At 73.4% G+C, this 24,315-nt stretch carries 23 protein-coding genes and 3 tRNA genes; 14 read left to right on the top strand and 12 right to left on the bottom strand.

The features are described 5' to 3' along the window. Positions 1 to 15 precede the first annotated feature (15 nt). The 3 genes from ACH35V_RS19635 to ACH35V_RS19625 form a co-directional block, all read right to left on the bottom strand. Positions 16 to 1,590, bottom strand: a complete 1,575-nt coding sequence (locus ACH35V_RS19635; protein WP_395974099.1) for an MFS transporter — start codon at positions 1,588 to 1,590, stop codon at positions 16 to 18. Beyond that, a complete protein-coding gene (locus ACH35V_RS19630; protein ID WP_395974098.1) occupies positions 1,590 to 1,853 on the bottom strand; it encodes a ubiquitin carboxyl-terminal hydrolase 14 in 264 nt (87 codons plus the stop codon). Before ACH35V_RS19630 ends, ACH35V_RS19635 begins: the two co-directional genes overlap by 1 nt. Before the next feature lie 84 nt (positions 1,854 to 1,937). Continuing rightward, positions 1,938 to 2,972, bottom strand: coding sequence for a GDP-mannose 4,6-dehydratase (locus ACH35V_RS19625; RefSeq protein ID WP_395974161.1), 1,035 nt, complete (start codon positions 2,970 to 2,972; stop codon positions 1,938 to 1,940). A gap of 171 nt (positions 2,973 to 3,143) precedes the next feature. Between ACH35V_RS19625 and folP the strand changes: the two genes are divergently transcribed. Then, positions 3,144 to 3,980 (top strand): dihydropteroate synthase, encoded by an 837-nt coding sequence (gene folP / locus ACH35V_RS19620; protein WP_395974096.1) that lies wholly within the window; start codon positions 3,144 to 3,146, stop codon positions 3,978 to 3,980. Between the two features lie 5 nt (positions 3,981 to 3,985). Here the strand turns inward: folP and ACH35V_RS19615 are convergent, their stop codons facing one another. After that, a complete protein-coding gene (locus tag ACH35V_RS19615; protein ID WP_395974094.1) occupies positions 3,986 to 4,543 on the bottom strand; it encodes a CGNR zinc finger domain-containing protein in 558 nt (185 codons plus the stop codon). A 258-nt stretch (positions 4,544 to 4,801) separates the two neighbouring features. After that, positions 4,802 to 5,374 (bottom strand): hypothetical protein, encoded by a 573-nt coding sequence (locus ACH35V_RS19610; protein WP_395974093.1) that lies wholly within the window; start codon positions 5,372 to 5,374, stop codon positions 4,802 to 4,804. A gap of 297 nt (positions 5,375 to 5,671) precedes the next feature. Between ACH35V_RS19610 and ACH35V_RS19605 the strand changes: the two genes are divergently transcribed. The 3 genes from ACH35V_RS19605 (at position 5,672) to ACH35V_RS19595 (ending at position 5,967) form a co-directional block, all read left to right on the top strand. Beyond that, positions 5,672 to 5,743: transfer RNA gene (locus ACH35V_RS19605), tRNA-Trp, on the top strand. 15 nt (positions 5,744 to 5,758) lie between these two features. After that, positions 5,759 to 5,829 (top strand) — tRNA-Ala (locus ACH35V_RS19600). Positions 5,830 to 5,882: 53 nt separating this feature from the next. Then, a tRNA-Ser gene (locus ACH35V_RS19595) sits at positions 5,883 to 5,967 on the top strand. A 53-nt stretch (positions 5,968 to 6,020) separates the two neighbouring features. Here the strand turns inward: ACH35V_RS19595 and ACH35V_RS19590 are convergent. After that, the gene (locus ACH35V_RS19590; protein ID WP_395974092.1) at positions 6,021 to 7,358 is read right to left on the bottom strand and encodes a pyridoxal phosphate-dependent aminotransferase; all 1,338 of its coding nucleotides are present in this window, start codon (positions 7,356 to 7,358) and stop codon (positions 6,021 to 6,023) included. A 139-nt stretch (positions 7,359 to 7,497) separates the two neighbouring features. Between ACH35V_RS19590 and ACH35V_RS19585 the strand changes: the two genes are divergently transcribed. The 5 genes from ACH35V_RS19585 to ACH35V_RS19565 all read left to right on the top strand — a co-directional run bounded on the left by ACH35V_RS19585 (position 7,498) and on the right by ACH35V_RS19565 (position 13,552). Next, entirely contained in the window at positions 7,498 to 8,427 is a 930-nt protein-coding gene (locus ACH35V_RS19585; protein WP_395974090.1) for a LysR family transcriptional regulator, read from the top strand. A 231-nt stretch (positions 8,428 to 8,658) separates the two neighbouring features. After that, on the top strand, positions 8,659 to 9,459 hold the full coding sequence (locus ACH35V_RS19580; RefSeq protein WP_395974088.1) for a VC0807 family protein: 801 nt from the start codon (positions 8,659 to 8,661) through the stop codon (positions 9,457 to 9,459). A 146-nt stretch (positions 9,460 to 9,605) separates the two neighbouring features. Next, positions 9,606 to 10,757 carry an Ig-like domain-containing protein gene (locus tag ACH35V_RS19575; protein ID WP_395974086.1) on the top strand — a complete coding sequence of 384 codons (1,152 nt, stop codon included), beginning with the start codon at positions 9,606 to 9,608 and terminating at the stop codon, positions 10,755 to 10,757. Between the two features lie 173 nt (positions 10,758 to 10,930). Beyond that, complete coding sequence (locus ACH35V_RS19570) at positions 10,931 to 12,124, top strand: Ig-like domain-containing protein (protein WP_395974084.1); 1,194 nt, start codon at positions 10,931 to 10,933, stop codon at positions 12,122 to 12,124. 138 nt (positions 12,125 to 12,262) lie between these two features. Then, the gene (locus ACH35V_RS19565; RefSeq protein WP_395974083.1) at positions 12,263 to 13,552 is read left to right on the top strand and encodes a glycosyltransferase family 4 protein; all 1,290 of its coding nucleotides are present in this window, start codon (positions 12,263 to 12,265) and stop codon (positions 13,550 to 13,552) included. Between the two features lie 18 nt (positions 13,553 to 13,570). Here ACH35V_RS19565 and ACH35V_RS19560 read toward each other — a convergent pair whose 3' ends face one another. The 3 genes from ACH35V_RS19560 to ACH35V_RS19550 are packed head-to-tail and all read right to left on the bottom strand — an operon-like array spanning position 13,571 to position 16,000. Further along, positions 13,571 to 14,080, bottom strand: a complete 510-nt coding sequence (locus tag ACH35V_RS19560; protein ID WP_395974081.1) for a DUF664 domain-containing protein — start codon at positions 14,078 to 14,080, stop codon at positions 13,571 to 13,573. 10 nt (positions 14,081 to 14,090) lie between these two features. Beyond that, entirely contained in the window at positions 14,091 to 15,347 is a 1,257-nt protein-coding gene (locus tag ACH35V_RS19555) for a sensor histidine kinase (protein ID WP_395974079.1), read from the bottom strand. Further along, on the bottom strand, positions 15,344 to 16,000 hold the full coding sequence (locus ACH35V_RS19550) for a response regulator transcription factor (protein ID WP_395974077.1): 657 nt from the start codon (positions 15,998 to 16,000) through the stop codon (positions 15,344 to 15,346). The genes ACH35V_RS19555 and ACH35V_RS19550 overlap by 4 nt, the downstream gene beginning before the upstream one ends. Positions 16,001 to 16,179: 179 nt before the next feature. Between ACH35V_RS19550 and ACH35V_RS19545 the strand changes: the two genes are divergently transcribed. The 4 genes from ACH35V_RS19545 to ACH35V_RS19530 are packed head-to-tail and all read left to right on the top strand — an operon-like array spanning position 16,180 to position 19,671. Next, positions 16,180 to 16,731 (top strand): hypothetical protein, encoded by a 552-nt coding sequence (locus tag ACH35V_RS19545; RefSeq protein WP_395974076.1) that lies wholly within the window; start codon positions 16,180 to 16,182, stop codon positions 16,729 to 16,731. Continuing rightward, the gene (locus ACH35V_RS19540) at positions 16,731 to 17,777 is read left to right on the top strand and encodes a peptidoglycan-binding protein (protein WP_395974075.1); all 1,047 of its coding nucleotides are present in this window, start codon (positions 16,731 to 16,733) and stop codon (positions 17,775 to 17,777) included. The genes ACH35V_RS19545 and ACH35V_RS19540 overlap by 1 nt, the downstream gene beginning before the upstream one ends. A gap of 5 nt (positions 17,778 to 17,782) precedes the next feature. After that, the gene (locus ACH35V_RS19535; protein ID WP_395974159.1) at positions 17,783 to 18,463 is read left to right on the top strand and encodes an ABC transporter ATP-binding protein; all 681 of its coding nucleotides are present in this window, start codon (positions 17,783 to 17,785) and stop codon (positions 18,461 to 18,463) included. Continuing rightward, positions 18,460 to 19,671 (top strand): ABC transporter permease, encoded by a 1,212-nt coding sequence (locus ACH35V_RS19530; RefSeq protein ID WP_395974074.1) that lies wholly within the window; start codon positions 18,460 to 18,462, stop codon positions 19,669 to 19,671. The genes ACH35V_RS19535 and ACH35V_RS19530 overlap by 4 nt, the downstream gene beginning before the upstream one ends. On the opposite strand, the gene xylA is transcribed toward ACH35V_RS19530, so the two are convergent. Both xylA and xylB read right to left on the bottom strand, forming a co-directional pair. Further along, entirely contained in the window at positions 19,664 to 20,821 is a 1,158-nt protein-coding gene (gene xylA, locus ACH35V_RS19525) for a xylose isomerase (RefSeq protein WP_395974073.1), read from the bottom strand. The two genes, ACH35V_RS19530 and xylA, sit on opposite strands and share 8 nt — an antisense overlap. Beyond that, complete coding sequence (gene xylB / locus ACH35V_RS19520) at positions 20,818 to 22,227, bottom strand: xylulokinase (RefSeq protein WP_395974072.1); 1,410 nt, start codon at positions 22,225 to 22,227, stop codon at positions 20,818 to 20,820. Before xylB ends, xylA begins: the two co-directional genes overlap by 4 nt. An 85-nt stretch (positions 22,228 to 22,312) precedes the next feature. Between xylB and dinB the strand changes: the two genes are divergently transcribed. Then, positions 22,313 to 23,488 (top strand): DNA polymerase IV, encoded by a 1,176-nt coding sequence (gene dinB / locus ACH35V_RS19515; RefSeq protein ID WP_395974071.1) that lies wholly within the window; start codon positions 22,313 to 22,315, stop codon positions 23,486 to 23,488. Here the strand turns inward: dinB and ACH35V_RS19510 are convergent. After that, the gene (locus ACH35V_RS19510) at positions 23,427 to 24,263 is read right to left on the bottom strand and encodes an SDR family NAD(P)-dependent oxidoreductase (protein ID WP_395974070.1); all 837 of its coding nucleotides are present in this window, start codon (positions 24,261 to 24,263) and stop codon (positions 23,427 to 23,429) included. The genes dinB and ACH35V_RS19510 overlap by 62 nt on opposite strands. Positions 24,264 to 24,315 lie beyond the last annotated feature (52 nt).

Raw genomic sequence — 24,315 nt, 5'->3', positions numbered from 1 at the left:
GCCCCGACCTGGTGATCAAGGCGCCGGGCCCCCCGCGGCCTTGGCCGGGACGGGCTCCGGCTCCGGCTGCAACTGCGGCGCGCCGACCCCGCAGTGGCTCCTGCACTCCGGCTCGACCGCCTCGCCGGACGGGGCGCGCAGCGCGTCGTCGTCGACCGTGAAGAAGGTCAGCACCGCACCGGCGGCGAGCATCGCGGCGCACGCGACCATCGCGATCCCGAACCCGCGCGAGAACGCGGACGGGTCGTCGTAGGCGTCGCCGGTCAGCCCGGCCAGCGGCGGGATCGCCGCCACCGTCAGCAGCCCCGCGGCCCGCGCCACCGCGTTGTTGACGCCGCTGGCCACGCCCGCGTGGTTGACGTCCGCGGTGGCGAGGACGGTCGCGGTGAGCGGCGCGACCACCGCCGCCAGGCCCAGCCCGAACACGATCACGGCGGGCAGGACGTCCCACACGTAGGACGAGTCCGCGTCGATCCGGCCGACCAGCAGCATGCCGGCCGCCGCCACCACCAGCCCGGCCGTCATCGGGATCCGCGGGCCGATCTTCTGCGCGAGCGCGCCCGCCCGCGCGGACAGCAGCAGCATCAGCACCGTGACGGGCAGCAGCGCCGTGCCCGCCGCGACCGGCGAGAAGCCGCCGACGACCTGGAGGTTCAGCACGAACAGGAAGAACATCACGCCCATCCCGCCGTACATGATGAACGTGACGACGTTGATGGCGGTGAACTGCCGGGAGGCGAACACGTCCAGCGGCAGCATCGGGCGCGGCGCCTCGCGTCCGGCCCGTCCGGCGGCCTTCGCGCGTCCCCTGCCGCTTCTGCCGCCTCTGCCGCGGATCTTCTCGACCAGCACGAACGCGACGGCCGCGGCGACGCCGGTCCCGGCCGTGGCCGCGATGACCAGCGGGGGCGCGTTCCCGCCCGGCGCCTCGGTCAGCGCGTACGTCGTCCCGGCCAGCGCGAGCGCCGCCAGCGCCGCGCCGAGCACGTCGAAGCGTCCGCGCGCCTCCGGGTCGACGCTCTCCGGGACGTGCCGGACCGCGACCAGCACCACCACGGCGGTCAGCGGCACGTTCAGCAGGAACACCCACCGCCAGCCCGCCGCCTCCACCAGCCAGCCGCCCGCGAACGGCCCGATCGCGCCCGCCACCCCGGCGAACCCCGACCAGGCCCCGACCGCGCGCGGCCGGTCGCCGGCGGTGAACGACGCCTGGATGATCGCCAGCGAGCCCGGGGTGAGCAGCGCCCCGCCCATGCCCTGCAGCGCCCGCGACACGATCAGCATCTCGATGTTCAGCGCCAGCCCGCACAGCACCGAAGCGATCGCGAACCACACGACGCCGATGAGGAAGATCCGCCGCCGCCCGAACCGGTCGCCGAGGGAGCCGCCGAGCAGGATGAACCCGGCGAGCGTCAGCGTGTAGGCGTTGACCGTCCACTGCAGGCCGGCCATGTCGGCGTCCAGGTCGCGGGCCAGCCTGGGCAGCGCGACGTTCACGACCGTGGAGTCGAGCATCGCCACGCTCGACCCCAGCACCGTCGCGAGCAGGATCCAGCGGCCCGGCCCGGTGCCCAGCCGGACGTCCGGCATCAGACGATCAGTTCATCGACGAAGCACCAGCGCCAGTCCTCGCCCGGCTCGAAGGACCGGACGATCGGGTGCCCCTCCTTCTCGAAGTGCGCCGTGGCGTGCCTCATGGGCGAGGAGTCGCAGCAGCCCACGTGCCCGCAGCCCAGGCAGAGCCGCAGATGGACCCACCTGATGCCCTCCGCCAGGCACTCCTCGCACCCCTGCGGCGTCTTGGGCGACGGGTCCTGCGCCGGAATGCTCCGCACATGTTCGCAAGTGGCCATATCTGAATCGTGCCACGGCCCGGGTCACAGGATCACCAATGGCCGCGTCGACCGACGGCCGCGTCGCGGATCACCGGACGGCCGCTACCAATGGTCGGGGCTGAACGGCTCGTCCTCGGGGCGCGCCGACTCCGACAGCAGCCGCAGGTCCGACTCGACCATCATCGTGACGAGCTCCTCGAACGTGATCTGCGGCTCCCAGCCGAGCTGCTCGCGCGCCTTCTTCGGGTCGGCGCACAGCAGGTCGACCTCCGCGGGGCGGGTGTACTTCGCGTCCAGGACGACGTGGTCCTCCCAGTTCAGGCCCGCCGTGCGGAACGAGAACTCCACCAGCTCCCGCACCGACTGGGTGTGGCCCGTCCCGATGACGAAGTCCTCCGGGGCGTCCTGCGCCAGCATCAGCCGCATCGCGCGGGCGTAGTCGCCCGCGAAGCCCCAGTCGCGGCGCGCGTCGAGGTTGCCCAGCCGCAGCTCGGTGGCCAGGCCCAGCTTGATGCGGGCCGCGCCGAGCGACACCTTCCGGGTGACGAACTCGGCGCCCCGGCGCGGCGACTCGTGGTTGAACAGGATCCCGCTGACCGCGAACATCCCGTACGACTCGCGGTAGTTCTGCGTGATGTAGTGCCCGTAGCTCTTCGCCACCCCGTACGGGCTGCGCGGGTGGAACGGCGTCGCCTCGTTCTGCGGCGTCTCCCGGACCATCCCGAACATCTCCGACGACGACGCCTGGTAGAAGCGGATCTGCTCGCGGCCCGGCGTCCGGGACGGGCTGATGCCCGACACCACCCGGATCGCCTCCAGCATCCGCAGCACGCCCATGCCGGTGACCTCGGCGGTCAGCTCGGCCTGCTGCCACGACATCGGCACGTAGGAGATCGCGCCGAGGTTGTAGACCTCGTCCGGCCGGACGTGCTCCACCGCCGAGATCAGGCTGCCCTGGTCGAGCAGGTCGCCGGTGGTGATCTGCACGTCGCCGATGTGCTTGCGCAGCCGCGACACGTGGGGGTTCGCCTGCCCCCGCACCAGGCCCCAGACCTCATACCCCAGCGCGAGCAGATGCTCGGCCAGGTACGAGCCGTCCTGTCCGGTGATGCCGGTGATGAGTGCTCGCCTGGACAGCGGATCCTCCACTGATTAGGTCCGATGCTGGCCCACCACGGGTGGACCCGCGACGAGCGTGAAATATGAGGTTAGCGACCCTGCCGCGATGCTGACGAGGGAGGGCGGCCTTTGAACCGAATTCCCTTCTGTTCCCCGTCCCGGGCTCCGATGTGCCACGGTGAGACCATCATGAGCCCTCCAGAGACGCCACTGCGGCTGAACGGGCGCGAACTCGGCCCGCACGCGATCATGGCCGTGGTGAACCGGACGCCCGACTCGTTCTTCGACAAGGGCGCCACCTACGGCTTCGACGCCGCGCTCGCCGCCGTGGACCGCGCGGTCGCCGAGGGCGCCGACATCGTCGACATCGGCGGCGTGAAGGCCGGTCCCGGCGAGGACGTCGGCGTCGCCGAGGAGCTGCGCCGCGTCGTCGGGCTCGTCGCCGCCGTCCGCGCGCGGCATCCCGGCGTCGTGATCAGCGTCGACACCTGGCGGGCCGAGGTCGGCGAGGCGGTCGCGCGGGCGGGCGCCGACCTGCTGAACGACACCTGGGGCGGGCCCGACCGGCGGCTGGCCGAGGTCGCCGCCGACCACGGCATCGGCCTCGTGTGCGCGCACGCCGGCGCCCTCGCGCCCCGCACCCGCCCGCACCGCGTCGCCTACGACGACGTCGTGACCGACGTCGTCGCCCACGTGACGACCGAGGCGAAGCGCGCGGCGGCGCTGGGCGTCCGCCGGGACGCGATCCTCATCGACCCCGCCCACGACTTCGGCAAGAACACCCGCCAGTCACTGGAGATCACCCGCCGGCTCGGCGAGCTGACCGCCACCGGCTGGCCGGTACTGGTCGCGGTGTCCAACAAGGACTTCATCGGGGAGACGCTCGGCCGCCCCGTCGACAAGCGCGGCGTCGGCACCCTGGCCGTCCTCGGCGTCTCCGCCCTGCTCGGCGCCCGCGTGTTCCGCGTCCACGACGTCAAGGCCGCCCGCCAGGCCCTCACCGCCGTGACCGCCCTGCGGGACTGAACGCTCTACAGCGCCGCCTCGCGCTGGCGGGCGCGGTAGGCGGCGACGTGCATGCGGTTGCCGCAGGTGCGGCTGTCGCAGTAGCGGCGGCAGCGGTTGCGCGACAGGTCCACCAGGACGCGTGAGCAGTCCGGCGCCTCGCAGGTGCGCAGCCGGTCCAGCTCGCCCGCCGCCACCACGTACGCCAGCGCCATCCCGCAGTCGGCGGCCAGGTGCTCGCCGACCGGCGCGCCCGGCGCGAAGTAGTGCACGTGCCAGTCGTAGCCGTCGTGGTCGGTCAGGTGCGGGGTGGTGCGCACCTCGCCGACGATCTCGTTGATCTTCTGGACGGCGGCCGGGACGTCCCCGGCGCGGAACACGGCGTGGAACCGCTCGCGCAGGTCGACGACGCGGGCGAGGTCGGCGCCGCCCAGCTCGCCGATGTCGCTGATCGCGTTGCGGTCCACGAACGCGTGCAGGCCGGGCATCCCGGCGAGCTCCTCGGCCCCGGACGCCGCCGGGCCGGTGTTGATCAGGTCGACGACGACGGCGAGCGCGTGCTCGGTGTCATGAGTGAAGATCACGATGGCTCCAGTCTCGGGGACCCGGGGCGGTCGTGTGCCCGGCCCGCCCTTTGCAGGAACGCGTGCTGCCGGGGCCGGGGACGCGGCCCGTGGTGCACAACCATATGACGAGAATCCGGCACGTCCATGCGCACCCCGTGATGCGGCGCGTACAGTTCCGCATTCCGGACAGGGTCACAACCGGGGAAGAGGACAGGCTCCGACGCCCGGAAGCTCCGACGCCCGGAAGCTCCGGCGGGCGGTGGATCGCGCGGCCGGTCAGCGCTCGTAGTTCGGGTCGGCGACGACCGGGTAGTAGGCGTCGGAGTGCTGGACGCGCATCGTGACGGCCGTCCCCTCCAGCGTGTAGTCCGCCTTCACCTGGCGGAACATCGAGTCGCTCGCCCACGGGTTGTAGAGGCGTCCCACGGTCGCGCCGTACCGCAGGTGGACGACGTCGTACCCGCCCGACGGCATCGACTCCAGCGCCAGGCCGTCGGCGAGGGACACCGAGAACCGGAACTCCGAGGGGGCGTCCGGGCCGTGGATCACCGTCAGCAGCCGCACCCCGCCCGCGGTCGTCTGCGCGACGATGTCGGTGTCGACGTCCACGCCCACGTACACCCGCAGGCTGGGGCGCAGCACCTGCGCGACGGTGTCGGCCGCGGCCACGTCGATGCCGAGGTGGATGCGCTGCCCGTCCTTGGTCGGCACCCACACGCCGTCGCGGGCGCGCTGGCCCCAGGCGACGTCCGGGTTCTCCATCTCCTGGGGCTCGTTCTTGCCCCGCGCGACGAGAATCCTGGAGGCGGCGCTCATCGCCGCGGCAGCGCCGTCCCGTGCATGCCTCATGGCGGGCCCCCTCGCCCTCTTCATCACTCGCGTGACTTCGTGCCTGTCTCGGGTTTACCACGGGCAGGCCGGACCGGGCGTCCGTTGGCCTGTCCCCGGTCGATTCGTGCCGTTCGCCCCGTGCGTCGTTGGACCTTACACCACGCTTATAGGCGCGGGACGGCTCGGGTGGCGCCCATCCGCGCACCATCACGGGGTGATGACGGTGCGCATCCGAGCCTTTACGGAGAAAATACTTTGTGCGCGTCCTGGAACCTCCGCATCATTGAACACATCGAACGAATGCGAAAAGCACGAAGGGGTGAGCCACCGGTTAGGCGGCCGGTCTCCAAATCCGGCGGAAAGTGGGTTCGACTCCTACCGCCCCTGCTGAGCACGGACGACGGGCTTGTGGTGTAACGGAAGCACACCTCCTTTGCACGGAGGCGATCAGGGTTCGACTCCCTGCTGGTCCACCGGCGCCAGGCGCCGCGGGCCGTCTCGCGGCAGACGGCCCGCGGCGTGTCCCGGAGGGTTGGCCGAACGGTAAGGCAGCAGTTTCGAAAACTGACGTCGAGGTGACACTCGAAGGGGTTCGACTCCCTTACCCTCCGCAATTCCCAGCGCAATTCAGGCGTGGGCCCGCTCCCGTGGGGCCCCGCTCCGCTCAGGCGGGGACCGGCTCGCCCGCGGTGACCGTCTCGGAGAGGTCGGCGAGCACGTCGCTCAGGCGGTCCAGGGCGTCCGCGATCCACGGCAGGTCCGCCGGGGCGGGCGAGGCGAGGGCCGCGAGGCGCTGCTCGTCGTCGTCGCCGTAGAGCTGGCTGGGCGCCACCCGCATCCGCAGGGCGGACGGGGCGTCCCCGAACGAGCTGCCAGGCAGGACGCCGACTCCGTAACGTTCCAATAGCAGGTCTGTGAGGTCGGCGGCCGTCCGGACGCCGTGGTTCGCGCACAGCGCGTCCCGCATCGGCCCGAAGTCCGGGTAGACGTAGAACGCCGCCTCCGGGCGGGTGACGCGGGCCCCCGCCGCGGCGAACCGGTCCGCGACCGCCCCCGTGACCGCGGCGTGCAGCCGCCTGCTGCGGTCGACGTGCTCCACCAGCTCGGGCGGCTCGGCGAACGCGTACGCGGCGGCGTGCTGCATCGGCGCGGGCGCGCTGGACCACATCTCGCTCGCCACGCCCAGCAGGCTGTCGCGCAGCGCGCGGCCGAACGGGCCGTCCGGCAGCCGCGCCACGCCCAGCCGCCACCCGCCCGCCGCCAGGTTCTTGCTCAGCGCGGTCGTCACGACGGTCCGCTCCGGCGCGTACCGGGCCGGGCTCGGCACCCGCCGTCCGGGCGCGTGCACCAGGTCGCGGTAGATCTCGTCCGAGATGATCACCAGGCCGTGCTCGCGCGCCACCGCGCACAGCCGCCGGACGGTCTCCTCGGACGCGAGCGTCCCCGTCGGGTTGTCCGGAAGCGTCACCACGACGGCCCGCACCTCGCGCCCCCGCCCGCGGGCCCGCACCACGGCGTCGGCCAGCAGCGCCGGGCTCGGCACGCCGCCCTCGCCGCGCGGCGTGGCGACGCGGATCGGCTCGGCGCCCACCAGCGACGCCTGGGCGGCGTAGCTCACCCAGCTCGGCGACGCGACGACGACGTCGCCGCCGATCGAGGTCAGCAGGGCGTACAGCAGCGGCTTGCTGCCGGGCCCGGCGACGATCATGGACGGGTCGGTGGGCAGCCCGCGCCGGGACCAGTACCCGGCCGCGGCGGCGCGCAGCGCGGCCGACCCGGCGACCGGCCCGTAGCCGCCCCGCCCCGCGGCGGCGCCGAGCTCGCGGGTCAGCGCGGGGTGGATGGGTATCCCGGCCTCCCCGAAGCCGAGCGGTAGGACGCGGACGCCCTCCCTGCGCTTGCGGGCGATCGCCTCGTTCACCGCGAGCGTCGCCGACAGGGCGACGGGACGCGGCGCGAACGGTAGCGGCCGGACGGGTTCGGACTCTTTCTGGGCAGGCATGAACTCTCCAAGGGCATGCGTGATTACGGTGGGTGAGAGCGGAATCCCCCTGTGCGACCCGGCCGGGTTCGATTCATACTTTCCCGCTTTTAGCATCATCACAAGCGAGTCTCATCGATGCCGACCGTAAGCTGGACTGATGCTTGAGCTTCGCCGCCTGCGGCTTCTCGCGGAGTTCGGCCGCCGCGGCAGCATCGCCGCGACCGCCGCCGCCCTCGGCTACACCCCGTCCGCCGTCTCCCAGCAGCTCGCCGCGCTCGAACGCGAGGCCGGCGGCGTGCCGCTGCTGGACCGCACCGCCCGCAGCGCCGAGCTGACCGACGCCGGGCGCCGCCTCGCCGACCGCGCCGAGGAGATCCTCAGCCTCGTGGAGACCGCGGAGGCCGAACTGTCGGCGCACTCCGACACGCCCATGGGCCGGGTCGTGGTGACCGCGTTCCCCACCGCCGCCGTCGCGTTCGCGCCCGCGCTGGCGCAGAGCCTCGGCGAGCATCCCGACCTGACGTTCGTCCTGCGGCAGACCCGGCCGGGCGACGGCATCCGGCAGGTGCAGAACGGCGAGGTCGACATCGCGCTCATCGACGACTGGACGGGCAAGGTCCCCGAGCAGTCGCCCGCCGCGCTGGAGTTCTTCCACCTGCGCCGCGACCCGCTGGTGCTGGTCGTCCCGGCCACGCACCCCATGTCCGAGCCCGGACGGCGGGTCGACCTGCAGCAGCTCAGGGACGAGCCGTGGATGGCCGCGCCGCCCGGGGAGCCGTCCCGGCAGGCGCTGGAACGGCTCATGGACACCGTCGGCGGGGCCCGTCCCGTCCCGTGGGAGTTCGAGGGCCTGCACACGATCCTGAGCCTGGTGGCGCGCGGCATCGGCATCACCGCCGTGCCCGCGCTGGCGCTCGCCGCCGGCGACCAGGACGTGGCCGTCCGGCGCATCCCCGAGTGCACGCTGGCCCGCGAGGTCTACGCCGTGACCAGGGCCGCGAGCGTGCGCCGGCCGTCGGTGGCGGTGACGCTCAGGGCCATCTACGCGGCGGCTCGCGACGTCCAGCCCGCCCCGCCGGAGCGGTGAGCGGGGCACCCGCTACTGTCGGAAGTGAGGCCTGGGTCACACGGTTCAACTCTGGCCGGATCCGGCCGCCGCCCGCACTGGACGCACGGCGAATCCGAACCAATGGGGGACCGAGGGCGCGCGGACCGGATCACTCGAAAACGGACAGACGCGTGCCGATCATCACGTACGGTGGGGCGAATCGTGACCACAACCGACTCCATGGACACCGATCGGGGAGCACAGCGCTCGATGGATCGACCGGCGAAAACTCCCGCCGCGCCCTCCCGGGCGGCGGAGACCCCCACGCCGACGGCGCAGGCCGGCGAGGCGCGGGGCGGCGCGCACGCCGCCTTCGAGGAGCGCCCCGCCTCCGAAGGGCACCACGGCTTCGAACTGCCCCGGGTCACCGCGCTGCTGATGCACGCGCTCCCGCGCTTCATCGAAGGGGTCATCGCCCCCGTCGCGGTCTTCTACGCCGCGCTGACGCTGCTCGGGCTGAACGGCGCGCTCGTCGCCGCCGTCGCCTGGGTGTACGGCGGCATCATCTACCGGTTCGTGCGCGGCCACCCGGTGTCGGGGATGCTGCTGCTGGCCGCGGTCGGCGTGACCGTCCGCGCGGTCACGGCCGCCGCGACGCACAGCGCGGTCGTCTACTTCCTGCAGCCGACGCTCGGCACGCTGATCATCAGCCTGTCGTTCCTCGCCTCCGTCCCGCTCGGACGGCCCCTCGCCATGAAGCTGGCCAGGGACATGGCGCCGATCCCGGAGGCGTTCCTCAAGCACGCCAGGGTGCACCAGTTCTTCCTGCGCATCTCGCTGCTGTGGTCGATGGTCCTGTTCACGAACGTGGCCGTCAGCCTGTGGATGCTGTTCAACGAGTCGATCGGCATGTACCTGTGGTTCCGCACCGGCATCGTCGCGGGGCTGGGCGCGATCGGCGTCGCCGTCTCGGTGTGGGGCTTCAAGCGCGTCGTCCGCCACGTCAACCGCGAGCCGGCGACCACCTGGCCGGTTCCTCCCGGACGGTCCCGCCTGACCGGTTCCGTGTGATCCGTACCGCCTGAGCAGCGATTCTCCCGCCCGGCGGGCCGAACTTCCGGCCGGTCCGCGGCGTCTCCCTTCTTTAGAACATTCACCAACTTGGGGTGAAATCACGGGGTTTGGGGGAGTTTGTTGTGATTCACGGTGGGCGGGGCATGCGGGTGGCGCTGACGGGCGGCGCGGGCGCGATCGCCATGCTCGCGGCCGGCTGCACGGCCGGCGAGGAGGGGAGCCTGGCCTCGGGGAACTCGGCCGACGCCGTGACGATCACGCCGGCCAACGGGACCGCCCAGGTCAAGCCGGACGGGACGATCGAGGTCAAGGCCGGGGACGGCAAGCTGCAGAAGGTCACCGTCCAGGGCGCGGGCGCCACGATCACCGGCGCGTTCGGCGGTGGGCACAAGACCTGGCGCTCCAACCGGACGATGACGCCCGGCACGTCCTACACCGTCACCGCGCAGGCCAGTGACGACGGCAAGACCCGCACCGTGACCAGCGCGTTCACCACCCTCAAGGCGGAGAAGACGCTCTCGATCGTGGACGTCACCCCGAACCTCAAGGGCGAGAAGGTCGGCGTCGGCATGCCGATCATGGTCCGGTTCGACCGTCCGGTCACCGACAAGGCCGCCGTGGAGCGGACGCTGCGCGTCACGCCGGACAAGCCGGTCGAGGGCGCGTGGCGCTGGGTCGCCGCCGACCAGGCCGTCTACCGGACGAAGACGTACTGGCAGCCGCACCAGACCGTCCGGTTCCACGCGAGCCTCGCCGGGGTGAACGCGGGCGGCGGCGTCTACGGTGCCGAGGACGAGCAGGCCACCCTCACCGTCGGCGCCACGCAGATCACCAAGGGCGACGTCGGCGACCACCACATGACGGTCACCCGCGACGGCAAGAAGCTGCGGACCATCCCGTTCAGCGCCGGGAACGGCCAGACGCGCGAGTTCACCACCACCAGCGGCGTCCACCTGCTGATGGAGAAGGGCAACCCCGTCACGATGACGGCGCCCGGCCGCCAGCCGGGCGACCCCGGCTACTACAAGACGGTCGTCAACTACGCGGTCCGCTTCTCCAACAGCGGCGAGTACGTGCACTCGGCGCCGTGGTCGGTCGGCTCGCAGGGGTCGGCGAACGTCAGCCACGGGTGCCTGAACGTCAGCCCCGCCAACGCCAAGTGGTACTACGACACCATGCAGCGCGGCGACGTCATCGAGCTGACCGGCACCGACCGCGAGGTCGAGCCGATGAACGGCTGGAGCTTCTGGCAGCTGCCGTTCGACCAGTGGCGGCAGGGGAGCGCCCTGCGGTGAGACCTTCCCCTCCCGGCCCGCGGCGTGCAACGCTTTGATCTCGGACGCCTGCCAAAACCCCGGGTCATGACATGATCCTCTGTTTTTGTCGTTATTGTCTCCCTGGTAGACGGCGGGTTCGGGAGGTCGCAGTGCAGCGGAGGATTTCCGCAGGTGTTCGGGCTGGTGCGGGGATGGCGGGGGTCGTGCTGCTGCTCACGACGGCGTGCAGCGGGGGAGAGAAGGAGGGCGGTGTCACGGTCGGCGAGAAGGCCGACGCGGGCGTCCCGCAGGTGACGATCAATCCGGGGAACGGCAACACCAAGGCCGAGCCGGAGGACGGCGTCGTGGTCTCCGCCGCGGGCGGCACCCTCGAACAGGTCACGGTCATGCTCAAGGGCAAGCCGGTCGACGGCGAGATGGCGGCCGACAAGGCCAGCTGGAAGTCGCGGACGCTCCGTCCCGGCTCCAAGTACCAGGTCACGGCCGTCGCCAGGAGCCCGCAGGGCAAGACGGCCACGGTCAACGCGGCCTTCGCCACGCTCAAGGCGGCCAAGGAACTCGACATCCTCGACGTCACCCCGAGCAACAACGAGAAGGTCGGCGTCGGCATGCCGATCCAGGTCACCTTCAACCGCGGGGTCGACGACAAGAAGGCCGTCGAGAAGGCCCTGGACGTCAAGTCGGCCAAGCCCGCCACCGGCGCCTGGCACTGGGTGAACGACACCACGGCCATCTTCCGGACGAAGAACGGCCAGTACTGGCAGCCCAACCAGAAGGTCACGTTCTCGGCCAAGTTGTCCGGCGTGAAGTCGGGCAAGAAGACCTACGGCGTGGACGACTTCTCCCGCAAGTTCCGCATCGGCGACTCGCACATCGTCACCATCAGCACCAAGAAGAAGAAGGCCGTCGTCAAGAAGAACGGCCGGACGGTCCGGACCTGGCCGGTCAGCACGGGCAAGGGCGGCCGCGTCGTCAACGGCGTCGACACCTACCTGACCACCAGCGGCGTCCACCTCACCATGGGCAAGGAAAACCCGGCGATCATGACGTCGGAGTGGATGGGCGTCGACCCGAAGGACAAGAAGAACGGCGGCTACCGGGAGGTCGTCCCGTTCGCGGTGCGGATCTCCAACAGCGGCGAGTACATCCACTCGATGGCCTCCACCGTCTGGGCGCAGGGCCGGCAGAACGTCAGCCACGGCTGCGTCAACTCGCCGCCCAAGGACGCCCAGTGGTTCTACCGCTGGTCCTACCGCGGCGACCCGGTCATCATCACCGGCAGCAAGCGCGGGCTCGACCCGTTCAACGGCTGGAGCTACTACGAGATGTCGTGGAGCCGCTGGGTCAAGGGAAGCGCCCTCGACCGTTCCGTGACCACCGGGTGACGTTGACCGGGCCCATCAAGGGGAACAAGCCGGACACGGCCGACATCCGCGATGGGGGACCCGGTGAACGCTCCGGTCAACGACTCAGGGCGCCGTCCGCCGAAACTCAGGCGCCGCCTCCGCCGTGCGGTGCATCGCATGATGCGCCGCACGGCGCTCTGGTTCCTGCGCCCGCTGCGCTGGAGGCGCCGGCGCCGCGTCCCGGCGCCCGGTGAGCGGCTCCGCGTGCGCGTCCTGCTCCAGAACGCGCACGGGACGGGCGGGACGATCCGCACCGTCCTGAACCTGTGCGGGTACCTCACCGGCGACCACGACGTCGAGATCGTCAGCGCGCTGCGGCGCAGCAGGCGGCCGTTCTTCGCGATCCCGCTCGGCGCGACCGTGACGTACGCGGACGACCGCTTCGCGTCCAAGGGCAGGACGGCCCGGCTCCTGTCCCGGCTGCCGAGCGTCCTGACGCCGGTGGACGAGGCGTCCTTCCGCCTCATGAGCATGTGGACGGACGTGTGCCTCCTCCGCGCCCTGCACCGCACGCCGGCCGACGTCGTCATCGGCACCCGCCCGTCGCTGAACCTGCTCGCGGCCGAGCTCGCGCCCCGCGGCGCGGTGACGATCGGGCAGGACCACATGAGCCTGGACTCCTATCAGCCCGCCCTGCACCGGCAGGTCGTCCGCGCGTACCGGCGGCTGACCGTCGTCACCGCCCTGACCGAGGCCGCCCGCGCCGGGTACGAGCGGGCGCTCGCCGGATCCGGCGTCCGGGTCGTGCGGATCCCGAACGCCGCGCCGCCGCTGCCGGGACGCCCGTCCCGGCGCGAGGACAAGGTCGTGCTGGCCGCCGGGCGGCTCGTCGCCAACAAGCGCTTCGACCTGCTCATCCGCGCGTTCGCGCCGATCGCCGCCGAGCACCCCGACTGGACGCTGCGGATCTTCGGGCGGGGCGTGCGCCGCGACCGGCTCGACGCGCTGATCACCGAGCTGGGCCTCACCGGACGGGTCGAGCTGCGTCCCATCACCCGCGACCTGCACGGCGAGATGGCCCGCGCGTCGATCTACGCGCTGTCGTCGCGCCGCGAGGGCATGCCGATGGTGATCATCGAGGCGATGGGGATGGGGCTGGCGGTCGTGTCGTTCGACTGCCCGCACGGTCCCGCCGAGCTGATCGACCACGGCCGCGACGGGCTGCTCGTGCCCAACGGCGACGCGGGCGCGCTGACCGCCGCGCTGCGCGAGCTGATCGCGGACCGTGATCTCCGCGACCGGCTCGGGGAGCAGGCGGCGCTGTCCGCGCGCGCCCACGACCTGGAGCACATCGGGCCGCAGTGGTCGCGGCTCCTGTCCGGCTTCCATCCGTCCGCCGAAGCGTCCCAGGACGCCGAGCCGGTCGCGGGCGGGACCGGCCTGAGCGTCTCCGGCCGCGACCGCTGACGGCCCGCTCAGGCCCGCTCAGGCGCGCTGGAGGACGCCGCGGACGAACGCCGCCTGGCCCGCGTGCTCCAGGCAGTCGGAGATCACGCTGACCAGCCGCACGCCCAGCGTGACCGGCGGGTCCCAGGAGCGGTCGACGACGCGTCCCAGATCGCCGTCTCTCACCGTGCCCACGTACTCGACGGTGGCGGCGTGCACGGCGTCGTGGTAGCCGATGAGCAGGTCAGGCGACTCGACCCGGACCGCCGCGACCTGGCCGGAGCCGTGGCCGTAGCCGGTGTCGGACGGGTCGAGCGGCAGGCCGAATCGGTCGGCCCAGCCGGCGTCCGTCCACGCCTGGGCGGTGCCGGCGACGTCGGAGACGTGGTCGTCCTGGACGCGGGTGAGATGCCAGAGGAGCCACGCGATCGAGTTGGCGTCGGCGTCGACGCGGTAGGCGAGCTGGTCCGGCGTGAGCCCGCCGGCCGTCTGGCGGACCTGGTCCCGGATCCGGTCGAACGCGTCGATGAGCAGGAGCGCACTGGTCATTGATCAGACGCTACCCGGATCCGGCCTCCGAACTCACGGCCGGCGCGGCGAGTCCCGCCGCGGGGGCGAGGGTCGCGTGCGGCGCGCGGGCCGGGAGGCGGACGGTGACGTCGAGGCCGCCGCCGTGGCGCGGCACGGCGGTCACCGTCCCGCCGTGGACGTCCGCCGTGGCGCGGACGATCGACAGCCCCAGCCCCGACCCGCGGTCCGACCGCAGCCGGTCGTTGCCGAGCCGCCGGAACGGCTCGAAGATCGTCTCGACCTCGTAGGCGGGCACGACCGGCCCGGTGTTGGACACGGCGACCTCCGCCCAGCCGTCCCTGCTCCGCGTCGTCACCGACAGCTCGCCGCCCTCGCGGTTGTGCCGGACCGCGTTCTCGACCAGGTTCTGCACCAGCCGCTCGACGAGCACGGGATCGCCGGAGGTGACGGCCGGGCCCAGGGCGCGGCGGGACGTCACCCCGCGCGCCCGCGCCTCGGGGGCCGCCTGGTCCAGGACGTGGCCCGCGACGTCCGCCAGGTCGAGCGGGCCCGCGTCCACCGCGACGCCCTCGGTGCCCGCGAGGGTGAGGAGCCCGTCGATCAGTCGCTCGTGCCTGCCGTTGACCACCAGCAGCGACTCGCCGAGGCGCTTGACGTCGCCGGTGGCGTCGGGGCGGCGCACCGCCACGTCGATGAGCGTCCGGTTGATGGCGAGCGGCGTGCGCAGCTCGTGCGAGGCGTTCGCGACGAACCGCCGCTGCCCGTCGAACGCCCGCGCCAGCCGGCCGAGCATCGTGTCGAACGTGTCGGCCAGCTCCTTGACGTCGTCGCGGGCCCCCTCGTACCCGATGCGCTCGGTTAGGTCGTGGCTGCGCGCGACCCGTCCCGCCGTCTCGGTGATCTTGTGGACGGGCCGCAGCGCCCGGTCGGCGAGCAGCCAGCCGAACCCGAGCCCCGCCGCGCCCACCAGCCCGAGGGCGATGCCGCCCTGGGTCAGCAGGGCGCTGAGCGTCTCGCGCTGGTAGTCCTCCCGGACCCGGACCAGCGCCCCCTCGAACCTCCGCTCCGTGAGCTGCGCGGGCTTCCCCGACAGCGGCGTGGGCTCCCCCTCCGAGGTGGCGGAGACCACCCCGCCCGCCTTCGGGACGGCCTGGTTGTCGAGGTTGTTCTTCACCAGGAAGTAGGTCAGGCCCAGCAGGAGGACGCCGGCGCCCAGGAACAGCCCCGTGTACAGCAGCGTGAGCCGCATCCTGATCGTGGGCCGCAGCCGCTCGCTGAACGTCATGGGATCCGGTACCCCGTTCCTGGGACGGTCTCGATGACCGGCGGGTCGCCGAGCTTGCGGCGCAGCTTCATCAGCGTCACCCGGACCGTGTTGGTGAACGGGTCGGTGTGCTCGTCCCACACCTTCTCCAGCAGCAGCTCCGCCGACACGATCGCCCCGTCCGCGCGGAGCAGCTCGGCGAGCAGCCCGAACTCCTTGCGCGCCAGGTGCACGAAGCGGCCGTCCCGGAGCACCTCCCGGCGGGACGGGTCGAGGCGGATCCCGGCGCGCTCCAGCGTCGGCGGGGCGGCCGGGCGGGCGCGGCGGCCGAGCGCCTGGACCCGCGCCACCAGCTCCTCGAACGCGAACGGCTTGGTCAGGTAGTCGTCCGCGCCGAGCCGCAGCCCGTCGACCCGGGCCGGGACGGTGACGGCCGCGGTGAGCATCAGCACCCGGACGAGCGCGCCCGACCCCACCACCGCGCGGCACACGTCGTCGCCGTGCACGACGGGCAGGTCGCGGTCGAGGATCAGCACGTCGTAGTCGTTCACGCCGAGCCGCTCCAGCGCGGCGTCGCCGTCGTAGACCACGTCCACGGCCAGCGCCTCGGACCTGAGCCCGTCGGCGATCGAGTCCGCGAGCATCCGCTCGTCCTCGGCGATCAGTACCCGCACCCCTGCCGCCCCCTTGCCGTCCACCGAAGCGCGTCCCCGCGCGTCCTGCCGCCCCAGCATCGGGCAGCGGGCGTAACGCCGGCGTAACGCGAACCGGTTACGGCGGGGTTATCGGCCTCCGGCTGGACTGGCGGACGCCGCCGGCGCACCGTCCGGTGGGGACGACAGGAGACCGACCGATGCGACGACGGACATTCGCGGCGCTGGCCCTCGTCCCGGCTCTCGCCCTCGGCCTGCAGGGCTGCGGGAACGAGGGCACGGGCGCGGGGTCCACGGGCACCGCCAAGGCCGCGAGCGACCAGCAGAAGATGCGCGACTTCGCCAAGTGCATGCGCGACAACGGCGTGGACATGGACGACCCGACCGGCGACGGCAAGATCACGATGCGGCACAGCGAGCCGCCCGGGGATGCCGGCGGCCCCCGGAAGAGGGACGTCCAGTCCGAAGAGGCGCAGAAGAAGTGCCGGCATCTGATGCCGAACGGCGGCAAGCCGGACAAGCCCAAGCCCGAGGAGATCGCCAAGATGCGCGCGTTCGCGAAGTGCATGCGCGACAACGGCATCGGCAAGTTCCCCGATCCCAAGCCCGACGGCAGCATGCTGATCAAGGCGGGGAAGGGCACCGGGCTGGACCCGCAGAGCCAGGAGTTCAAGGACGCGCAGAAGGCCTGCGCCAAGTTCCAGCCCGAGGGCGAGAAGGGCGGCCCGTCCGTCGGCGAGGGCAAGGACTGATGGCGGGCAGGCGCGCCGCCGTCCTCGGCGCGGCGGGGGTCGTGGTGGCCGGCGGCGCGGGCCTCGCGACCGCCGGCCTGGGCGGCGGCGCCGGCGAACCGGCCGCGGCGCACAGCTCCCTGCCGCCCGCGACCGCGACGATCGAGCGGACGACGCTGGTCGAGACCCAGGACGTGGACGGCGCCCTCGGCTACGGCGGCACCCGGACGGCGGTCGGCGCCGGGAACGGCACGCTCACCTGGCTGGCCTCCGCCGGGTCGGTGATCTCTCGCGGACGCCCGGTCTACCGGGTCGACGACAAGCCGGTGCCGCTGCTGTACGGGAGGCTCCCGCTGTACCGGACGCTCTCCACCGGAACCGAGGGCGACGACGTCGAGCAGTTCGAGAAGAACCTCCGGGCCCTCGGGTACACCGGCTTCACCGTCGACGAGACCTACGGCGCCGCCACGGCCGCGGCGGTGAAGCGCTGGCAGGACGACCTCGGCGTCGCGGAGACCGGCCGGATGGAGCCGGGATCGGCCGTGACGGCGTCCGGCCGGATCCGGGTCGCGGAGCGCAAGGCGGCCGTGGGCGACCGGATCGGCGGGGCCGTCCTCACCTACACCGGCACGACCCGTGTCGTGAGCGTCGACCTGGACGTGCGGTACCAGCGGCTCGCCCGGAAGGGCGCGGCGGTGGAGATCGAGCTGCCGTCCGGCGACACCACGAAGGGGAAGATCACGTCGGTCGGGAAGGTGGCCACGGAGGGCGGCGAGGAGAAGCCGACGACGATCGAGGTCACGATCGCGGTCGGCGTGCAGAAGGAGCTCGGCTCCTTCGACAAGGCGCCCGTCGAGGTGCGGCTCACCGCGAACCGGCACGGCGGCGTCCTCGCGGTGCCGGTCGGCGCGCTGCTCGCGCAGGGGGACGGCGGGTACGCGGTCCAGGTCGTCCAGGACGGGCGCGTCCGCACCGTGCCCGTGGAGACGGGCGTGTTCAGCGAGGGGCGGGTCGAGGTCTCGGGGGCCGGCCTGGCCGAAGGCATGAAGGTGGGGATTCCCAAGTGAGCGCGGTGGTGGAGCTGCGGGACGTCTCCAAGACGTATCCGGGCGGGGTGACCGCGCTGGACGGCGTGTCGCTGACGGTCGCGGCGGGCGAGCTCGTCGCGATCGTCGGGCCGTCCGGGTCGGGCAAGTCGACGATGCTGCACCTGCTCGGCACACTCGACCGGCCGAGCGCCGGCACCGTCCTCGTGGAAGGCACGGACGTGTCCCGGCTGACGGACCGGCGGCTGTCGGCGCTGCGCGCCCGCCGGATCGGGTTCGTGTTCCAGCAGTTCCACCTCGCCGCCGGGGTCAGCGCACTGGACAACGTCGCGGACGGCCTGCTGTACGGGGGAGCGCCCCAGGCGGAGCGCCGCCGCCGCGCCCGCCGTGCGCTGGAGCGGGTCGGGCTCGGGCACCGGCTCGGGCACCGTCCGCACCAGCTGTCCGGCGGCGAGCGGCAGCGGGTCGCGATCGCCCGCGCGGTGGTGGGGGAGCCGGCGCTGCTGCTGGCCGACGAGCCGACCGGCGCGCTGGACTCCGCCTCGGGCGCGGGCGTCCTCGACCTGCTCCGCGAGCTGTCCGGCGGCGGGACGACCGTCGTCCTGATCACCCACGACCGGGACATCGCCGCGCTGCTGCCCCGCCAGGTGCGGATGCGCGACGGGCGGATCGTCCACGACGACGCGATGGCGGAGGCCGCACGATGAAACACACGGACACGAATCACCGGGACGCGCCCGCGCGGCTCGGCCCGGCGGACGTGCTGCGCGTCGGCGCCGCCGGGCTGCGCACCCGCCCCCTCCGGGTCTTCCTGTCCGCGCTGGGCATCGCGATCGGCATCGCCGCGATGATCGGCGTGGTCGGGATCTCGACGTCCAGCCGCGCCGAGCTGCAGGCCACCCTCGACCGGCTCGGCACCAACCTGCTCACGGTCGGTCCGGGCCAGGACTTCTTCGGCGAGGCCGCCAAGCTGCCGAAGGAGTCGGTCGGCATGGTGGGACGGATGCCGGACGTCGAGTCCGCGTCCGCCACGGCGACGCTCGACGACGTCCACGCCTACCGCAACGACCGCATCCCGGAGGGGGAGAGCGGCGGCATCGGCGTCCGCGCGGCCCGCCTCGACCTGCCCCGGACGACCGGCCTCACCATGGCCGCCGGCGCCTGGCTCAACGCCGGAACGGCCAAGTACCCGGCGGTCGTCCTCGGGTCGGAGACGGCGGAGCGGCTCGGGGTCGCGACGCCGAACGTCCAGGTGTGGGTGGGTTCGCAGTGGTTCACGGTCGTCGGGATCCTGAACCCGAACCGGCTCGCGCCCGAACTGGACTCAGCGGCCCTCGTCGGCTGGGAGGCCGCGGCGGCCCGGCTCGGCTTCGACGGCCACCCGACCACCGTCTACACCCGGGCCCGCAAGGACGCGGTCGAGAAGGTGCAGAACCTGCTCGCCGCGACCGCGAACCCGCAGGCCCCGAACGAGGTGGAGGTCAGCCGCCCGTCCGACGCGCTCGCCGCGCAGGACGCCACCGACCGGGCCTTCACCGGCCTGCTCCTCGGCCTCGGCGGCGTCGCGCTGCTGGTCGGCGGCGTCGGCGTCGCCAACACGATGGTGATCTCGGTCCTGGAGCGGCGCGCCGAGATCGGCCTGCGGCGCTCGCTCGGCGCGACCCGCGGGCAGATCAGGCTGCAGTTCCTCACCGAGTCGCAGCTCCTCGCCGCGCTCGGCGGCGTCGGCGGCGTCGCGCTCGGCATCGCCGTCACCGCGGTCTTCGCCGTGACGCAGGATTGGCCGACCGTCGTCCCCGCCTGGGCGATGGCGGGCGGGATCCTCGCGACCCTGCTCATCGGCGGAGTCGCCGGGCTGTACCCCGCCATCCGCGCCGCCCGCCTCCCCCCGACCGAGGCCCTCGCGGCTACCTGACGCCGTAGAGGTGTTCGAGGGCGAGCTGGTCGAGGTGCTCGAAGGCGGTGCGGCGGACGGAGAGCGCCTCGATGTCGGGGGACGCGTCGCGGACGTCGCGCCAGTCCTCGCCGTCGGCGAGGGTGGGGCGGGCGAGCTCGTCCAGCTTGGCCTCGGTCAGGGCGTCCTGGACGGCGGGGTCGGCGCGGAACGCGCGGACCTTCTCGCGCAGGATCAGCCAGTTGCGCATGCACGCCGCCGCCGACTCCCACACGCCCTCGTCGTCCTCGGTGCGCGGCGGCTTGAAGTCGAAGTGGATCGGGCCGTCGTAGTCGCTGTCCTCGATGAGGTCGACGACCCAGAACGCGCCGCGCGCGTTCCCGGCGCCGAACCGGAGGTCCTGGTCGTAGCGGGGGCCGTGCTGCCCGTTCAGGTCGATGTGGAACAGCTTGCCCTGCCACAGCGCCTGCGCCAGCCCGTGCGCGTAGTTCAGCCCGGCCATCTCCTCGTGCCCGACCTCGGGATTCAGGCCGACGTCGTCAGGACGTTCCAGCGTCTGGATGAAGGCGAGGGCGTGGCCGATCGTGGGCAGCAGGATGTCGCCGCGCGGCTCGTTCGGCTTCGGCTCGATCGCGAAGCGCAGGTCGTAGCCCTGGTCGGCGACGTACGCGCCGAGGACGTCGAACGCCTCCTTGTAGCGGTCCAGAGCGGCGCGGACGTCCTTGGCGGCGCCCGACTCGGCGCCCTCCCGCCCGCCCCAGCACACGTACGTGCGCGCGCCCAGCTCGGCGGCCAGGTCCAGGTTGTCCATGACCTTGCGCAGCGCGAACCGGCGGACGTCGCGGTCGTTGGCGGTGAACGCGCCGTCCTTGAAGACCGGATGCGAGAACAGGTTCGTGGTCGCGGTGGTGACGACGAGGCCGGTCTCGTCCAGCGCCTTGCGGAACGCGTCGACGCTCCCCAGCCGGTCGGCGGGCGTGGCGTCGAACGCGAACACGTCGTTGTCGTGGAAGTTCACGCCGTAGGCGCCGATCTCGGCGAGCTCGCGGACGGCCCGGTCCGCGGGCATCGGCGGGCGGGTGCCGGGGCCGAACACGTCGGCGCCCTGCCAGCCGACCGTCCAGACGCCGAACGAGAACCGGTCCTCGGGTACGGGCGTGTAGTCGCTCATGGAGTGCTCCCTCGGATCTGCGGCGCGGAGTCGCGCAGCGCGGCGTACCGTCCGCGGATCTCCGCGGCGGCACCGGCCTGGCCGGCGGTGTGCCCGGTGGCGGGCGGGGCGGGCCAGGCGGGCGGTCCGGGCGTCCCGGCGAGCGCCCACGCGGCCTGGCGGGCGGCGCCGAGCGCGACGTACTCGGCGGGCTCGGGGACGGTCACCGGCGTCCCGAGGATCGCCGGTGCCAGCGCCCGGACGGCCGCGGACCGGGCGCCGCCGCCGATCAGCAGCGTCCGGCGCGGCCGGACCCCGCCCCGCGCGGCGAGATGGTCGACGGCGTCGGCGAGCGAGCACAGCAGCGCCTCCACCGCCGCCCGCGCCACGTTCTCCCGCGTCGCGTTGGACGTGGTCAGCCCGGCGAGCACGCCCGTCGCGCCCGGACGGTCGGGTGTGCGCTCACCGTCGAGGTAGGGGAGCAGCGTCACGCCGCCCGCGCCCGGCTCGGCGGCGAGCGCGAGCGCGGACAGCTCGTCCAGCGCGGCCCCGGTCATCGCGGCGGCGGCGGACAGGATGCGCGCGGCGTTCAGTGTGCAGACGAGCGGGAGGAAGCGGCCGGTGGCGTCGGCGAACCCGGCGACCAGCCCGGACGGGTCGGCGGCGGGCTCGTCCGCGACCGCGAACACCGTCCCGGACGTGCCGATCGACACCACGACGTCGCCGGGCCCCAGCCCGAGCCCGAGCGCCGCGCCCATGTTGTCGCCGGTGCCGGGCCCGAGCGCCGCGCCCCAGGCGGTCTCGCCGACGCGTTCGCCTGGCGCGGCGACCCGCGGCGGCTCCGCGTCATGGCCGAGCGCGGCCCGCAGCAGGTCGGGCAGGTAGGCGCCGGTCGCGGGGGACCAGTAGCCCGTCCCGGACGCGTCGCCCCGGTCGGTGACGGGCTCCCGCGCGCCGAGCCGCAGCGTCAGCCAGTCGTGCGGCAGCATCACGCGCTCGGTGCGCCGCGCGTTCTCCGGCTCGTGCTCGGCCAGCCAGCGCAGCTTCGTCACGGTGAAGGACGCGAGCGGCACGCTGCCGGTCAGTTCCGCCCAGCGCCGCGGGCCGCCGAACTCCGCCACGAGCGCGCGTGCCTGCGGCGCCGAGCGCGTGTCGTTCCACAGCAGGGCCGGGCGGACGACCCGTCCGGCGCCGTCGAGCGCGACCATCCCGTGCTGCTGGGCGGCGACGGCGACCGCGTCGGCCCGTCCGAGCAGCTCCCGGACCCGCGACAGCGCGTCCCACCAGCGGTCGGGATGGCATTCGGCGCCGTCGGGGTGCGGCGCGGACGCCTCGGCCACCACGGCGCCGTCCGCGGCCCGGCACAGGACGGCCTTCGTCGACTGCGTCGAGGAATCGACGCCCGCGACCAGGGGGGACTCGGCCATCCGCCTTCACCTTCCGTCGAAACCCGAGACTAATTCATCGGCGCCCGGCATCGCCGCCGCGAGCCGCGTATGCGAACATATGTTCGTGTCCGGTGACGCCACGATCCTGCATGCCGACCTGGACGCGTTCTACGCGTCGGTCGAGCAGCGCGACGATCCCGGCCTGCGGGGGCGGCCGGTGATCGTCGGGGGCGGCGTGGTGCTGGCGGCCAGCTACGAGGCCAAGGCGTACGGGGTCCGGACGGCGATGGGCGGCGGGCAGGCGCGGCGGCTCTGCCCGCGCGCGGTCGTCGTCCCGCCGCGGATGAGCGCCTACAGCGCGGCGAGCAAGGCTGTGTTCGCGGTCTTCCGCGCCACGACGCCGCTGGTGGAGGGCCTGTCGATCGACGAGGCGTTCCTCGACGTGCACGGGCTGCGCCGCTCCCCGGTGGACGTCGCCGTCCGGCTGAGGCGGGCGGTCGCCGAGGAGATCGGGCTGCCGATCACCGTCGGGGTGGCGCGCACCAAGTTCCTCGCCAAGGTCGCCAGCGGTGTCGCCAAGCCCGACGGGCTGCTGGTGGTGCCGCCGGACGGCGAGCTGGAGTTCCTGCGCCCGCTGCCGGTGCGGCGGCTGTGGGGCGTCGGGCGGGCCACCGCCGAGAAGCTCGCGCGCTTCGGCGTCACGACGGTCGGGGACGTGGCGGACATGCCGGAGTCCACGCTGGTGACGCTGCTCGGCCCCGGCGCCGGCCGCCACCTGCACGCGCTGGCCCGCAATCGCGACCCGCGCCCGGTCCGCACCGGCGTGCGCCGCCGCTCGATGGGCTCGCAGCGCGCGCTGGGCCGCCGCCGCCGCTCGCCCGCGGAGCTGGACGCCATGCTCGTCGGGATCGCCGACCGGCTCGGCGGGCGGCTGCGCAAGGCCCGGCGGGTGTGCCGGACGGTCACGCTCCGCCTGCGCTTCGAGGACTTCGCCCGCGCCACGCGCTCGCACACGCTGCCGCAGGCCACCGCCGACACCGAGCGGATCCTGGAGACGGCCCGAGACCTCCTCGCCGCCGCCGCGCCGCTGATCCAGAGCCGGGGGCTGACGCTGATCGGCCTCTCGCTCGCCAACCTCCACGACGACCGGGCGGTTCAGCTCGCGCTGCCGTTCGACCAGGCCATGGCGGTGGACGGCGCCGTCGACGGGGTCCGGGAGCGGTTCGGGTCGTCGGCGATCACCCGCGCGGTCCTGCTGGGCCGCGACCAGGGGATGTCCGTCCCGCTGCTGCCGGACTGAGGCTGAGTCGCCGGGTCACGAGCGCGGCGAAGAGGCGTCCGATCGCGGGGGATTCCAGGGGCAGCAGCGACGGGAACGGGTGGACCCGGCGCCGCTCGCCGCGTTCGATCGCGCGGACGATCGCCCGCGCGGCCGACTCGGGGGAGACCGGCGGCGGCATCCGCATCGGCCGGTCCCGCCAGGGGAGCAGCCCGACGTCGCGGGCGGCGGTGTCGGTGGCGCCCGGCACGACCTCCAGGACGGTGATCCCGGTGCCGCGCAGCTCGTTGCGCAGCGTCCGCGTCGCATGTGCGAGGGCCGCCTTGGACGCGCCGTAATGCCCGAGCACCGGGACGGGAAGGGCCTGCACGGTCGAGGTGACGTTCACGACCGCGCCGTCGCGCATCGTCGGAAGCAGCGCCCGGGTGAGCGCGAGCGGCGACCAGAAGTTCGTCTCGAACAGGGCCCGCGCCGCGTCGCCGTCGCCCGCCTCGCCCTGCGCGGCGACCAGGGCGGCGCCGGCGTTGTTGATCAGGATCCGCACCGGGCCGAGCGCGTCGAGCGCGCGCCCGGCGAGTTCTCCGGCGGCGCCGGGACGGGACAGGTCGGCCTCCAGGACCAGCGGCCGGACGGGGCCGGGCGCGGCGTCGGCGACGTCGTCCAGCGCGTCCTTGCGGCGGGCGGCGATCGCCAGCAGGGCGCCGCGCCCGGCCAGCTCGATCGCCAGCGCGCGGCCGATGCCGCTGGACGCGCCGGTCAGCAGGACCGGCGCCCCGGCCAGGGATATCCGCGTCATGCGTTCCTCCCGAGTTGACTGATTATCAGTCAACTTGGGACGCTAGCCCCGC

This window comes from Actinomadura sp. 1N219 (assembly GCF_044326405.1).
GTDB lineage: Bacteria > Actinomycetota > Actinomycetes > Streptosporangiales > Streptosporangiaceae > Spirillospora.
Note: the sequence above shows the minus strand (reverse complement) of the source record. Positions and strands in the feature narration are given on the sequence as shown.